This window comes from Pseudobdellovibrionaceae bacterium (assembly GCA_020635075.1).
Classification (GTDB): Bacteria; Bdellovibrionota; Bdellovibrionia; order Bdellovibrionales; family UBA1609; genus JADZEO01.
The window spans coordinates 252356-266066 of record JACKAM010000003.1 but is presented as its reverse complement, the minus strand read 5'-3'; the positions used below and the strand labels follow the sequence as shown (position 1 = coordinate 266066).

Below are 13711 nucleotides of genomic sequence, written 5' to 3'. Positions count from 1 at the left end.
GTCCCTTGCAGCTAAAGATAATCATCACAAATCTTGTAGTTTTTCTGATTCTCCTGGCAGGACTTGAGGGTGGGGCCTATTGGGTTTTGCAGAAGCAAAGTTCTCGGCTGGCTCAATCAGGAAACCAAATTGCCCCTCAGTTTAATTTCTATCCTACCCTAGATCCCTTGTTGGGGTGGACAATCGGCAAAAAGCAGGCGGAGGCGTTGGGACTCGTCTATGTCGAGGGCTACATCGTCTATGGCTCTGAGCACATGGATAACCCACAAGCCCCAAGGGTGGCGGTATTTGGTGGTTCCACGTCAGATACGGTTTTCAGCCAAAATACGTGGGTAAAGACCTTCCATCAGAAACTTCAGGAGGCCTGGGGGCCGACAGTCGTATTAAATGGAGCGGTCGGTGGCTACAACTCTCATCAAGAGTTGCTCAAAGTTATTCGCGATATTGAGTTTCTGCAGCCCAACCTTATTGTTACTTACGACGGCGCAAATGAAATGCAGGGGGCACAGCTCCCTGAGCAACCATTGGTGACGACCTATGAATATCAGATATTCGAGAGAATGATTGAGTCCTCGCGAGTGGGCTTTCCCTATCTCATTTCCTTGGTGAGGGCGATGAAGGCTCCCCAATTTTCTCGGGATATGGAAGGTCAGGCGACGGGTCCTGCCAACCCAGGTACAGCTCATGAGCTTTGGCTCAAGAACATTACTCTCATTAGGGCAACGGCTGATCTTTTTGGAGCTCGTTTTCACGGCTTCTTGCAGCCGGTGTTGGGCATAGGCGATTACCGCTTATCTGAGCGGGAAGAGAAAATTCGCACCACTGATGCTATTGCGCAACGAAATCCCAGCTTCTATGCTCCAGCGATAGATTCCGTGAAGGCCCGGTCCTACTTGTCGGATCTCACCGAAGCTTTGAATTCTATGAGTGATGTCTATATCGATGATTGTCACCTCAATCCTGAGGGGGATACATTGATGGGTGAGAAGGTGAGTGAGGTGATTCTCAAGCTGTACCCACAGGCTCCTCGAATTCGCCCGTCAGCAATCAAGTAGTCCAGTTTGCGATAAATCAATAGCTTATCGTTCAAAGTATTTTTATTTCAGCACTAAGCCCCATGTACTGCCCAAGCCACTCATGTAAACGGCAGAGCTTTCGGCTCCAGCGGATGAAAACTTGCTAATCACTCCGCTGTCGCTGACGGTATAGAGGTTTTGATCCGGGTGCTCGATTACGCCAGTAGGGTAATTGGTGGTGGATTGATTCCAAATCATGGTCATGGTGGTTCCGGACAGGGAGTATTTGTAGAGCTTCTTTGAGTTGAAAAAGCTGATCACGTAGCTACCATCACGAGTTTGGGTGATGTCTGAGGCCCAGCCACTGGCAGCCGATGCAGACAGAGTGATGGCAACTTCATTGGACAAGGCTCCGCTGTTTTCATCAAAGTCAACGCGGCTGAGGTAGCGACCACTGTGAGAAGTGAAAAATAGTTTTCCAGATCCATAGTGAAAGCCCATCGGGCTGTAGGCAGGGCTGTGAGTGCCGACCACAGTGAGGTCAGATTTATTCAATACATAGATGGTGGTCTCTTTGCTCACTATGACGTAGTTGCCGGCCACGGCGACTGGTCCCACTTTGTTGGCGAGAAGTGTAGGCGAAGTGGCCAAAAGAGTTCCAGAGTTACTGTACTTGCGGGCGGCATTGTAGGTGTTCACAAAAATATTGCATTCTGAGTCTAAGTCGATGGATCGCCGTTGTGAGGAATCAGAAATCACTGTGACGGCAGAAGGTGCAGCACCTAGGCTGACTTTGGTGGAGCCGGTTGCATGAACGGGAATGAAAACATCACCGCACGCAAGGGCCGCAATTGTGGATACTGATTGAGGGGGGTAGAGAGACTGGTTCCCTGCGCTATCACGAACCACAACTGCAAAATAATAGGTCGTTGAAGCACTTAGGCCCGTCACGTTTTTAGCCAGCGCGTTTTGCCAATCCATCATGACGTCAGGATCGCTGTAAGCCATGGCAGCCACTTCGGCCGCCGTATCGATATCGGTAGGGTCGACGGCGACCACTAACCTATATTGAAGACTACTGGCAGAGGTCAGGTTGTCGCTGGAGGCTCCCCAGGAAACGGTAAGGGTGTTGGCTTGAACGGAAGCGAACTGAAGGCTTGATCCCAAGGTGGGACTTTGGCTATCCCAGGACGAACCTCCTCCTGGCTGGCTGATGATGTCTTCCAGGTCTTCTTTAGGTTGAGAAAGACAGCCACTCAGGACAGCAATCACACATAGGATTCTCAGTATCGAACAAACGTGCCACCACATGGAATACCTACCCTTTATCTACCTAAGGCTTCTCGGTCAGATTTTTAGTCCTTAAAAGGGGTGGGATGGCTTGTGATTAAAGGTTAAAAAAATCTGAACCCTATATGGGATGTTGGTGATTCACTGTGAGAGGGCTAACTAAAGCTTAACGGTTCGATTACAGATTGGAGTCTTTGGATTCGGTGAGCCTAATGGCAGCCAGGTTCTTCTTGGAAACTGACTTCCATTGTTCTCCGAGAATGCGGTATTGACCACTGCCGTCCTTGCGTAAGTACAGAGTCTTTTCACCCACATCCTCTTTGAAATCCGACTGATAGGCCTGAATAAAACGAACCACAGCCTCATCGTCATGAACCACGATCAATGGTTCGCTGATCCGGACGGATATGGATTTGTATTTGGAATTTAGATTTTCCTTATACTCTCGCCACTGGCCCCGATCCATGCCAAGGGATTTAAACTGGTCACCATAGTAGGCGATGTAAGAGTTGATATCCTTGGCCTCCCAGCTTTTGCGCCAACCATCGATCCAGCGATTAAGACTCTGGCGACGGCCCTTTAAATCATCAGGTGTGATGTAGGTCACTTTTTCTTGGATCACAATTGGGGTCTTTTTGAGGGTAATGAAGTCCGTGATCTTTTGGATAACCTCATCACGTACAACTACACAACCACGGGAGCCTCGTAGAAGGGACTTGGTTTCAGGGATTGCGTGAAGCCAAATACCGCTGCCGGTTTTATTTTCCATGAGATCAAAAAAATTGGGGTAATCCATGGTGAATGCCCGAGAACCGTATTCGTTAAAATCCAACTGACCGCCTTCATAACGGGACTGGAAAAAGTAAATCCCTTCTGGAGTTTTCAGATCACCGAGCACGGTCTTATCACCTGGCTTTCGGCCCATGTCGGACGGGTAGACGGCAACTGGGGTTAGATTTCCAGCCTCATACTTCCAAATCGTCAGTGTGCGAGTGGATTTGTCGACGATAAATGCGTAGGGGGAGAAGGCATCGGTTTCACCCAGATTAACCAGGGTAGTTGGGAATTTGCCTGACGGGGGGGCAATGCCCTGGGGATCTGGCATCCCTTTGGTCGCGTCTTCGCTGTCTTCTTTGTCCGCCTGGGCGTCTGAAACCACGTTGGTGGCACTTTCCACTTGGGTGGGCTGACTTTGGGCATAGGAGCACAACAAACCAGCCGCCAGCAATAGAACTGTCAATTTGAGACGAATCATCAGTTACGCAACCTGTAAAAATGCCCACATCCATTAGAGGGGGTGACTAGTCGAAAGTCAAGAATAGGGCGTCGGGTCAGATTCGAAGACAAAGAGAGCCTGTTTGGCATCTCGGGGTGAGACACACTGGACTTTCGCCTTGACCTGGACCGTAAGAAGGTCCTTAAGACCCGAGTCCTGCTGCCGATAAGAGTTTGGGAGGGTCACGGACCATGGCAGAGGAAGAAGGAAGCAAAAAGCCTAAGAAGGACATGGGTAAGATTCTCACTCTTGCCTTCATGGTGGTAAACCTTGGCGTCCTGGGTGGTGGGGCCTTTTTGGTATATTCCTCGACCTTGGGTCACAAACCCGCCGTGTCGACAGAGGAAGAACTTAACAAAGAGCTGGTAGAGTTTCGCAAGTCCCTCCAACAAAATCCTGTGATGTACACCATGGAAACCTTCAATACCAATTTGGACGGGGTGCCTCGTCGATTGATCCGCATGGAGCTGAGTCTAGAAATGTTGGATGAAGAGGGCTTTGAGGAAGTGATCTCACTGGGGGCCGAAGCTCGAGACGCTATCGTGCGCATTCTCAATACCACTGTGTACACTGAGGTTGAAACTGTGCAGGGAAAGCTCCACCTTAAGAACCGCATCATCTCCCAGCTCAATGGTTTCCTCGACAAAGGTGTCGTTCGCAATGTTTACTTCTCGGATTTCGTAGTTCAGTAAACTCACTAATCATTCCGGCCAGTTCGAGTTCCTCACATTGACACTATCGAGGTCAGTGGAGAAAATAGTGGGGTTCATTCATCTTGTGGAGGACCCTCCTATGTTTCGTTGGCTTTTCCTGTCTGTATTGATTTCTTTTTCTGCCCAGGCCGAACTTCCAACCCAGGTGAGCATCGCTGATCAGATCCGATTTCCGGTGGAAAAGTATCAGCTCTCCAATGGGCTGACCGTGCTCCTTCACGAAGACCACTCGGCACCCATTATCAGTATCCACCAATGGTTTCGGGTTGGATCGGCGAACGAGCATCCCGGACGCACGGGGATTGCCCACTTTTTTGAACACCTGATGTTTAAGGGAACACCAAAATACCCAAATCGTGAGTTGGACCGGCAGATTCAGGCCAATGGAGGAACCAATAATGCCTTCACCACTCGCGATTATACTGGCTACTATGAGAATATGCCGAGCGGGAAGTTAGAACTGATCCTCGACATCGAATCAGACCGTATGCGCAATCTTGGTTTTGATGAAAAAGAAATCAAGAATGAAAGAGAGGTAGTTAAGGAAGAGCGGCGTTATCGTGTGGAAAACAACGTCTACGGATACTTGCATGAAAACGTATTTGAAACAGTTTTTCGGGTGCATCCTTATCGTTGGCCCGTTATTGGTTATATGCGCGATCTCAACGCCACTTCGATCGACGATTTGAAAGAGTTTTATCGGGTTTTCTATGCTCCCAACAATGCGGTTCTGGTGATCACTGGAGATTTTAAATCCAGTCAGGCCAAATCACTGATTGAAAAGTACTACGCTAAAATCCCCTCTCAATCCATCCCTGAACTAAAGTTTGATCCGGAGCCTGAGCAAAAGGCACAGCGTAATTCTCAGTTGGTGAAGGATGTCCAGAACCCAACATTTTCCGTGGCCTACCAGGCGCCTCCTGCTGGACAGGACGAGGCTTATGCCTTCGACCTGCTGTCAAATATCTTAGGTAATGGCAGTTCCAGTCGATTGCACAAGAAGTTGGTGTACTCCCAACAGATTGCCAATTCAGTTTCCTCCTGGGCTTATACTCCACTTCGCGCAGGCCTCTTTCAGGTGATTTGCAGCGTAAAACCTGGAGCAGACATGGAGAAAGCCATTAATACGGTCTACACCGAACTCTGGAAGTTCCGCAATGAGCTGGTTAAGCCAGAAGAACTGCAAAAGGCCAAAACTCAGGTCATGATTGACTACGTGGACTCGCTCAAAACAGTGTCGGGAAAGGCAAGAGCTATCGCGCTCAATGAGGTCCTTTTCAATGACTACTCCATCATGTTTAAGGATTTGGACCGCTACAATGCCGTCACAGCTGAGCAAATCAAAGAGGTGGCTGAGAAATATCTGAAGCCGGCACAAAGATCTATCATTCGTGTTAAACCAAAAACTTCAGCGGCAACATCAACCTCCAGATCTGGTGAGGGAGCTTAAATATGAAAATTCGAATTCTGACTTTGGTATCCCTGGTTCTCCTTATTGCTGGTTGTGCCACCCTCCCGGGAGGAGGTGGTTTTAAGCTGAGATCCTATAAAGAGGCGACATTGAAGAACGGCATGAAAGTGCTGATGGTTGAGGACAAGTCACTTCCTTATTTTAGTCTTGCGATGTTGGTTCGTGCGGGAAGCAGTGAGGACCCACAGGCAGCATCAGGCACGGCATCAATGGTGGGTGAGTTGTTAGACAAGGGAACAGCCAAGCGCAAAGCCCTGGAGTTGGCCGATGCCATGGGGCAGATCGGATCTGAGCTGTCGGTCAGTGTGGGGCAGGACTACACTCTGATTTCGGCCAGTACTTTGGCGCAACATCAAGGGGAACTTTTAAAGAACTTTTCAGAGATGGTGACGGAGCCCTCTTTCTCGGGCAGCGAGGTCAATCGGGTCAAAAAACAGGTTCTCTCCCAACTGCAGAGGACGGTGGATGATCCTGGTCATTTTGCCGGCCTGATGTTTGATTCCTACCTATATGGATCACACCCCTACGCACGGAGGGTGTTGGGGCGTAAACGGGACGTCACCAAGTTACGCAAAAAGGATATTATTAAGTATTACCTCAAGCACTATCGTCCCAATAATGCCCAATTGGCGGTGGTCGGGCACTTTAACCCAACAATCGTGGAGGACTTGGAGAAGGCTTTTGCCGAATGGTCATCCCGCAAACAGACCGATTTCACCTATCCTGAGGTTCCAGCCATTACGGGATTACAAATCCAAATCATCGATAAAACAGATCTCAAGCAATCTGAGATTCGTTTGGGTCATCCGGGTATTAAGCGTACCAACCCAGATTTCCTCAAGCTTCGGGTGGCTAATACGATTTTGGGAGGAGCTTTTCATAGCCGCTTGGTCGACGAGATTCGTGACCGCCGTGGATTGACCTACTCCATTCGTTCGGAGTTTGATGCCCGTAAGGATACGGGTCCATTTACTGTAGCCACATTTACCCGCCACGAAAAGGTGGGTGAGACTGTTTCTGAAACTCTAAAGGTCATTCAGGACTTTCAAAACAAGGGCGTGACGGACAAAGAGGTGGCGGATGCTAAGGCCCTGTTATTGGGCGTCTTCCCGCGGGCCCTTGAGACGGCAGAGCGCCTCGCGGAAACCATGTTGGTCTTGCGCTTCTATCAGGTTCCCGACACCTATTTGACCAACTACTTACGCGACATTAGTAAGATCAAGACTTCAGAAGTGAATGACGTGATCAAGAAGTATCTTCAACCCGACAATATGAAGGTTTTGGTGTTTTCCCCAAAGGACAAGGTCATTTCTCAATTGCGCCCAATCGGCATCGTGCAGGTGAAGAACTACACCGAGTACATTCAGTAGGTACCTAATGGGAAATGTCGAAGGTCTTTTTCTCAGGCCTCTTTTTGAGGGGCTTTTTAAGGATGAAATCATCCATCTCTTCGGACTTCATGGAATCGCCCATGCGCATGGCTAATAGGGCGTCGATCTTTTGCTCCATGATATTCAATGTGTGTTTCATGGTCGCGAGGTCCCGACGAAGGCTGGAAGTTTTTGACAGCCAGGACATGAACTCACGGAGACTGAAAACAAAAGCGATGAGGACAACCGCCGAAAAAAACAAAAGCATATTCGGCGTGATATTGTAGTACTTGAGAAAATCTCCAAGATTCACAAGCCAGTCGCCCGAAGCCATTCACATCCCCCTGTACGATCCCAAAACAAACGATGACCAGTATAGTCGTGGTCAATCTTCAGGCCAAGTCCAGGCAATGGCTTGTAAAAGGTACCGGGTTCCCATGGGTGCGGCATTGCACAAAACTTCACCCTTGTTGTGCATTGCCGCACCCATGGGAACCCGGTACCTTTTGAGGAGGGAGGTGAGGAATGAGGGGTATCAACTTGGTGGTTTCGGTAGGGTTCGTATCCCTATTGGGTTTGATGGGGCAAAGAGCGGCCGAGGCCAGTTGTGCAGGTCTCAAGGGACGCAGCCTAGTGGACTGTAAGCGGGCGGAGCGGGAGATGATCCAGCACCGCCTTAAGGGTGTGCGAGAAGTCCCACTGGTGAGGATCTTGAGTCCTACCGATATCACCCCTCAGCATATAAATGTTCCGGTGCGCAATGATTTCACTCAGGACGTGCTGGTTGAAGCCGACTGTGACGGTTTTGCAGTTTTAGAAGTACGGCAGGGAGATCAATGGAAGCGTTTGAGTTCTGCTCCCAACAAGGAGCAACACTGTCCCCGAAAGCTGATTGCCATTGGCTTTGAACAACAGCAGTGGATCAAGATCGAGCACAGGAACATCTACTCCAGATCCCAACCGCCTCTTGTTGAGGGAACATATCGCCTTGCCTTAAGATATCTGACCCGTTTGGTTCGCAAGGGTCGGGAAAGCCAAGCAGTCTGGGTCTATTCCGAGCCTTTCCAGCTCAATTAGGATTTGGTCTATTTCTTAAAGGCGTAAACAAACAAACCGACGACGGCAAGGGCGGCGAGCAGCATCAGCGTGTAGTTGGGTGTCTCTTTGGCCGGCATTGGCGTGACTCCCGCCTGTGGACTGATCTGGGCACCCCCGGCCGGGAGTTGTCCCTGGGTCTGTGGAGTCTGTCCCAGCGTATAGGGCTGTTGTAGCACCGTTTGATTGTCTGTGAGCACCAGAGAGTTCACTATTGTGGCAAAATCCTTTTCGAACATTTTCCACCGGCTTTGCGCAGCCGAAAGAGTGATGAGTACGGATAGTTTTTCTTTTACCGTAGCCAAGTAACGGGTGAAGTACCCCTGGATTTCACTATTGAGGTGGGCGCCATCAGCCCAGGCCTGCTTGTTGATTTGAATCAGGCGGACATATTGAACCCGCGACACCTGAGGGGTACTGCCCATGACATTGAGTGTTCGGGGGACGTTTAGGTACTTCTGAAAAGAGGCAAAGGTATCCTCTGGCCCGGCTTCCTTGGCAGAGATGATAATGATCGCATCCTGGACTTTTTTTCTGGCGTTGGGCCGGCAGGAATAGGCAAATGCGTCTTCGCGACGGCAGTCCCAGGCATCTGGGATGTTGAAGCTCAAATAGGCGGTCTTCATCACCTTTGCCTGGGCCGATGGGTGAGCAAGGGCAATGCCCAATGCGACTAGGGCCAAAAGGAAGGGGAGGCGTTCAAGCCACCACTTGAGTGAGCGATGCTGATATGGAGACAAGGATACCCCTGATCTCACGCTTAGAGACCACCCTTCTTTTTCTTCTTTCGCATAAACAAGAACCAATAGCCTCCCGCTAATAGGAGAACAATGAGGCCGATTGCCGTCGACCCCATCTTGCCGCTACCGGAAGACTCAGGCGGAAGTTCTTCGCCCATATTGGTAGGAAGGACCTGGCCGATGGGAGCGCCAAAAGTTTCACCAGAGCCACGAGGGGTGGTGAGAGGCTTGTTGGCTAGCATTGTTTTAGTTGCCACAACTCGCAAGGATTGAATGGCCTTTAAGAAGTCGGCGCTGTACTTGGTGTAATGTGCTTTGTGGGCACTGAAAGTCACCAAGATGGCAATATTTTGCTTCACCGAGGCCAGGTAGCGTGTGTAGTAGGAGGTGACTTCACTTCCCATGTGCATTCCATCCACCCACATATGGTTGTTGATGGTACGGGTTTTAACTCCGATGAGCTTGGAGGGGATCGGTTTTCCCACTGCATCCGGAATTGTGCGTGGAGTTTTTAGGTGGGCCAAATAGGCCTGGAGAGTGTCTGCAGGTCCCACCTCTTTGGCCGTCAAAATGATAATGGCTTCTCTGGACTTCTCATTAAACTTACTGACGCAAACCCACTCAGTGCCCTCTAAGCGGCAATCCCAATTTGGTGGCAGCTCAAAGCTGACATAGGCATTGCGAAACAGTTTTGCCTCTGCTGGAAGAGACAAAAGGAAAAAAAGGCAAAGTGATATGATGTATGCAGGCCTCATGCGGCGATTCCCCATCCTTCGCTCCTCAAGCTAGATAGGGATAATTATAGGGAAAAACCACCAACACGGCGAGCAAATAAGGGTCAACTGTGTCTCAAACCCGGACAGAGGCCTAGACCATCAGGGGTGTCTCACAATGAAACATAAAAAACGGGTTCACCTTTGCAGGTGAACCCTCCCCCTCTTGGCAATTTCCCATCCCCGTGCCACTTTAGACTTTACTGAATGCTTCCCACTGCCAAAGGAAGCATTGCTTTTGCAGCTTGCACTGCAGCCAGGGCGTCCACATTACGACCTGACTTAATAAACTTATCCAATCCTTGCACCTGAGGACCACTGGTCATCAGGATCTTTTTCACATCCGAAGCCTTGAGAGTGGGGTTGGCGCTCAGCATGAGAGCTGCAACTCCGCTCACAATTGGCGTGGCCATGGAAGTTCCGGACATTCCGATAAAGGCCACATCGTCAGGGTTGTCCAGGAAGCTGGAGACGATGACATCGTCTGGTGCATTACCACCTGGAGCCGCCACATCGACAGTTTGAATTCCGTAGTTTGAGTAAGGGGCCAACATGTTCTTCGTGTCCTTAGCGGCTATCGCCACGATGTTGTCGTGAGGCAGGGCTGAAGGAAAGTTAGCCACCTTGTCAGTATCCAATCCAGTCCCCAGGGTCGGATGTCCATTGCCCGCAGCGGCCAATATCACCACGTCTTTGGCTTCGGCGTAGTCCATCACCTGAACCATGGCCGGGTGTGGAGGGCCGTAGTTACCGAAGGACATATTCAGGACTTTGGCACCATTATCAACAGCGTAGTAGATGCCACCCACGATACTGGCGATGTCACCACCGGCAGGGCCTAAACCTTTGATGGCCATGATTTGCGCCTTGGGCGCCAATCCGAAGAAGGAGGACGCGGCCAATCCAGCGACGTGGCTACCGTGGCCCTGGTCATCATAAGGAGAGCCATCGTTATTCACGAAGTCGTAGCCGGTGATATCGTCGATTTGGCCATTGCCATCATCATCGATATTGTTTCCAGGAATTTCCTTCTTGTTGGTCCAAATGTTCTTTACCAGTGCGGCGTGATTGTAGTTCACGCCGGTATCGATCACGGCAATTAAAACCCCTTGCCCTTTGGCTTCTGTTTGAGCTTCATCAGCATGAACTTCAGGGAGGTGAGTAAATGTCTTGCGGTCGAATTGCTTAAGAATGTCGTCGACATTGACGTCGTTACCAACAAAGTCCTTGTTACCGGTTACGATCACTTCAAAAGAGGCGCCGGCGCAAACTTTACGACTGTCCTGCACCACCATCAAAATGTTGTACATTCCATAGGCATCAGGTTGGTATTTAATGGACTGAGCAAAAAAGATCTCTCGCCCTTTTTTGGAGCCCTGAGGAGCCATCACCAACCAGCCGACCTTTAAATCAGAAGGATGGTCTGGGTGGGCTGTGCTCTTGCCGCTGGAAAGAGTGAAATCGCCTCCTAAATCCATGACTTGATCGCTGATGTCCTCAGAGGACTGCGTGACTTCAATTTCTGGAGTGGGCGATTTGAGATCTTCCACACACTGCTCAAGTTTGTCTCCGCCCGTATTGACGGTTTCAGCGAGCATCATCATACGCTCTTCCATAGATGGAAGGACCTTGTTTTCAAAAGTTTGGAAAAAGCGATTGCGCACAATTTGAGCTTCAGGCCATTCGGCGCGAAGGGTGGAAGGTTCAAGATTAAAGATCTCATAGATGCCGTGCTTACTGTTGATCACCCGGGCCTGAGCCTCTGGGTTTTGATCCAACATCTGGGCCACATCCTCGTCCGCAACACCCTGAACCATCACGCCCACATCTTGGGAGTTTTGTGGTGCATGTTTGCGAATCTGACGATGAGAGCGCAGATCGGATTTTCCGCATGAAGTTAGGGCCAGAGCCAGCGCGGCTCCCAGCATGATTGGTACAGAATTTCTTGTTGCCTTCTTGATACAGAAGTTCATCGGTCCCCCCCTTGTTCCCGGGGACCATAGTTCCTCGATCTGCTGAGAGTTTTCAATTCAAGTAATTTTGACCGTCTCCATAAGCTCGACTTATGTCCATAGGAAAAAACCCATGATTACAGGCAGTTAAAAATTCCAAAGGAGTTCCATAACGGCACCTTGGTGTAATTATTTCCTGCTCGTTGCTTAGTCAGGGTGCGCGATACAAGGGGCCTAAGTGGTTGAAATCGTATTAATTTCACTAACTCGTCGCATTATTTAGATTTGGTTTATGTAGAAAAGTAAAGGGCACACTCCACAGACGCATAATGATCGCTTATATTAGGGGCGTTAAACTCCGTAGGCACTCAAAGTTAGGTGGAGGCATCGATGAACCTGCAACAACTCACCACGTTTTGTACCGTTCTCAGTGAAGGCAGCATGACGGCAGCAGCCGACAAATTGTTTCTCACTCAACCGGCTGTCAGTCAGCAGATTCGCAATTTGGAGGAGGAGTTGGCAGTGGACCTATTGGTACGGGGAGTGCGCCAGGTCAAGCCAACACTGCAAGGGCAGATGCTCTACGATTATGCCAAAAGAATTTTGTTTCTCACCCAACAGGCTGAAGTGGCGATTAAAACCATGTCCCAGGAGATGTCGGGATACCTGAAGATTGGAACTCTCAACTCGCTAGGCTTGTATATGATCAGCCCGATTGTCGGGATGTTCCTGAAGCACAATTCGCGACTACAGATCAAGCTCGTCTATGGATCGGGTGAGAAGATCATCAGTGAGATGAGAAACAAAAACGTCAACATCGCCATCTTACCTGACCTCAAAAAAGAGTATGGCATCGAGTTCGAGCACTTCGACAAGAGATTCTTGTTTAAAGATGAGATGTGGCTGGTGGGTTCTGGTCGTGATACTTCCATTCCCAATCACATTGAAGTCAAAGACTTTGCCACTCGGCCGATTATTTCCTTTTCCGAAAAGTACCCCTCATTTCGCATGATGGTGGAAAAGAAGCTGCAAGAGGCGGGCGTGAACCCAGTCACCGTGTTTGAATCCGACAATGTGGGCACTCTTAAGCGGGTCATTGAATCTGGCTTAGGCTGGGGCTTTTTGCCTGCCCATAGTATTCGCAAGCAGGTGAAGACCAATCGCATGACTCAGATCGAAATCGAGGAAGTCAAATACATGGTGAATGTGAATCTCTACTCGCAAAAGGGCTCAGAGATCGAACCGATGGTCGACGTCTTTTATCGAGCCCTCCAGCAACAGGGAATCAAGTAGGATTCAAAAAGTAGGGCTTAGTCTTGATTGAATATGTGATTGCCCAAAACCCGGACACGAGGATTTTGCAGAAGGCCTCGAATGCCCTAAAAGAGGGGCAATTGGTGTGTCTGCCGACGGACACCAATTGGGTTTTGGTCTGCGATCCTTTTCATAAAATTGGAGTGGAAAAACTCTATCAAATGCGCAAAGCCGATGCGGAAAAGCACTTTAGTTTGCTTTGCGATGCCGTTTCGAGGGCCTCCCATCTGGCGCGCATCTCGACAGAAGTATTTCGTCTCATCAAGAACAAGATTCCCGGGCATTACACTTTTATCTTTGAAGCCGAAAAGACAATTACTAAACACCTTAAGGCCTCAAAAAAGGATCATGAAATCGGTATTCGCTTTCCTCCCAATCGCTTGGTACAGGAGCTGATTCGCGTGCACGACAATGCCTTGCTTTCTTCCAACGTCACCCTTGAAATGCTGGGGATCAGTGATGACTCCATCGAGATCTACGGATACTTGATTGAAGAGAGCATTGGCCATCAGTTGGCCATGATTCTCGACCCCAGCGATTACGAATTCGCCGGGCCCAGCACCATCGTCAGCTTTATTAATGGCGAGCCGGAAGTGCTGAGGGAAGGGGCGGGGGAGTTTTAAACTCGGATATCGGATATCAGATATCAGATATCCGATATCGGAGATGGAAAAAAGGTTCCAGGTCCTCAAGTGATATGC

The 13711-nt window shown here is 49.6% G+C and carries 13 protein-coding genes; 7 read left to right on the top strand and 6 right to left on the bottom strand.

The window, feature by feature from the left end:
* Positions 1-5 precede the first annotated feature (5 nt).
* The gene (locus H6624_15770) at positions 6-1055 is read left to right on the top strand and encodes an SGNH/GDSL hydrolase family protein (protein ID MCB9085805.1); all 1050 of its coding nucleotides are present in this window, start codon (positions 6-8) and stop codon (positions 1053-1055) included.
* A gap of 42 nt (positions 1056-1097) precedes the next feature.
* Here the strand turns inward: H6624_15770 and H6624_15765 are convergent, their stop codons facing one another.
* Entirely contained in the window at positions 1098-2327 is a 1230-nt protein-coding gene (locus H6624_15765) for a hypothetical protein (protein MCB9085804.1), read from the bottom strand.
* Between the two features lie 157 nt (positions 2328-2484).
* The gene (locus H6624_15760) at positions 2485-3561 is read right to left on the bottom strand and encodes a L,D-transpeptidase family protein (GenBank protein ID MCB9085803.1); all 1077 of its coding nucleotides are present in this window, start codon (positions 3559-3561) and stop codon (positions 2485-2487) included.
* A gap of 212 nt (positions 3562-3773) precedes the next feature.
* On the opposite strand from H6624_15760, the gene H6624_15755 reads away from it, so the two are divergent.
* The 3 genes from H6624_15755 to H6624_15745 all read left to right on the top strand — a co-directional run bounded on the left by H6624_15755 (position 3774) and on the right by H6624_15745 (position 7136).
* Entirely contained in the window at positions 3774-4274 is a 501-nt protein-coding gene (locus H6624_15755; GenBank protein MCB9085802.1) for a flagellar basal body-associated FliL family protein, read from the top strand.
* A 100-nt stretch (positions 4275-4374) separates the two neighbouring features.
* On the top strand, positions 4375-5745 hold the full coding sequence (locus H6624_15750; GenBank protein ID MCB9085801.1) for an insulinase family protein: 1371 nt from the start codon (positions 4375-4377) through the stop codon (positions 5743-5745).
* A 2-nt stretch (positions 5746-5747) separates the two neighbouring features.
* Positions 5748-7136, top strand: a complete 1389-nt coding sequence (locus tag H6624_15745; protein ID MCB9085800.1) for an insulinase family protein — start codon at positions 5748-5750, stop codon at positions 7134-7136.
* 4 nt (positions 7137-7140) lie between these two features.
* Here the strand turns inward: H6624_15745 and H6624_15740 are convergent, their stop codons facing one another.
* A complete protein-coding gene (locus H6624_15740; GenBank protein MCB9085799.1) occupies positions 7141-7470 on the bottom strand; it encodes a hypothetical protein in 330 nt (109 codons plus the stop codon).
* A gap of 191 nt (positions 7471-7661) precedes the next feature.
* Here H6624_15740 and H6624_15735 point away from each other — a divergent pair, with 191 nt between their 5' ends.
* Positions 7662-8213, top strand: coding sequence for a hypothetical protein (locus tag H6624_15735; protein ID MCB9085798.1), 552 nt, complete (start codon positions 7662-7664; stop codon positions 8211-8213).
* Between the two features lie 8 nt (positions 8214-8221).
* On the opposite strand, the gene H6624_15730 is transcribed toward H6624_15735, so the two are convergent.
* The 3 genes from H6624_15730 to H6624_15720 form a co-directional block, all read right to left on the bottom strand.
* Positions 8222-8971, bottom strand: a complete 750-nt coding sequence (locus tag H6624_15730) for a hypothetical protein (protein MCB9085797.1) — start codon at positions 8969-8971, stop codon at positions 8222-8224.
* A gap of 20 nt (positions 8972-8991) precedes the next feature.
* Positions 8992-9726 carry an LPXTG cell wall anchor domain-containing protein gene (locus H6624_15725; GenBank protein MCB9085796.1) on the bottom strand — a complete coding sequence of 245 codons (735 nt, stop codon included), beginning with the start codon at positions 9724-9726 and terminating at the stop codon, positions 8992-8994.
* A gap of 218 nt (positions 9727-9944) precedes the next feature.
* Positions 9945-11717, bottom strand: a complete 1773-nt coding sequence (locus tag H6624_15720; protein ID MCB9085795.1) for a S8 family serine peptidase — start codon at positions 11715-11717, stop codon at positions 9945-9947.
* Positions 11718-12086: 369 nt separating this feature from the next.
* Between H6624_15720 and H6624_15715 the strand changes: the two genes are divergently transcribed.
* Complete coding sequence (locus H6624_15715; protein ID MCB9085794.1) at positions 12087-12989, top strand: LysR family transcriptional regulator; 903 nt, start codon at positions 12087-12089, stop codon at positions 12987-12989.
* A 23-nt stretch (positions 12990-13012) separates the two neighbouring features.
* Positions 13013-13633, top strand: coding sequence for an L-threonylcarbamoyladenylate synthase (locus H6624_15710; protein MCB9085793.1), 621 nt, complete (start codon positions 13013-13015; stop codon positions 13631-13633).
* Positions 13634-13711: the final 78 nt, after the last annotated feature.

Excerpts from the sequence above, each read along its gene's own strand:
- H6624_15765 (MCB9085804.1), bottom strand. The coding sequence starts at position 2,327 with ATGTGGTGGCACGTTTGTTCGATACTGAGAATCCTATGTGTGATTGCT.
- H6624_15760 (MCB9085803.1), bottom strand. The coding sequence starts at position 3,561 with ATGATTCGTCTCAAATTGACAGTTCTATTGCTGGCGGCTGGTTTGTTG.
- H6624_15755 (MCB9085802.1), top strand. The coding sequence starts at position 3,774 with ATGGCAGAGGAAGAAGGAAGCAAAAAGCCTAAGAAGGACATGGGTAAG.
- H6624_15750 (MCB9085801.1), top strand. The coding sequence starts at position 4,375 with ATGTTTCGTTGGCTTTTCCTGTCTGTATTGATTTCTTTTTCTGCCCAG.
- H6624_15745 (MCB9085800.1), top strand. The coding sequence starts at position 5,748 with ATGAAAATTCGAATTCTGACTTTGGTATCCCTGGTTCTCCTTATTGCT.
- H6624_15740 (MCB9085799.1), bottom strand. The coding sequence starts at position 7,470 with ATGGCTTCGGGCGACTGGCTTGTGAATCTTGGAGATTTTCTCAAGTAC.
- H6624_15735 (MCB9085798.1), top strand. The coding sequence starts at position 7,662 with ATGAGGGGTATCAACTTGGTGGTTTCGGTAGGGTTCGTATCCCTATTG.
- H6624_15725 (MCB9085796.1), bottom strand. The coding sequence starts at position 9,726 with ATGAGGCCTGCATACATCATATCACTTTGCCTTTTTTTCCTTTTGTCT.
- H6624_15720 (MCB9085795.1), bottom strand. The coding sequence starts at position 11,717 with ATGAACTTCTGTATCAAGAAGGCAACAAGAAATTCTGTACCAATCATG.
- H6624_15715 (MCB9085794.1), top strand. The coding sequence starts at position 12,087 with ATGAACCTGCAACAACTCACCACGTTTTGTACCGTTCTCAGTGAAGGC.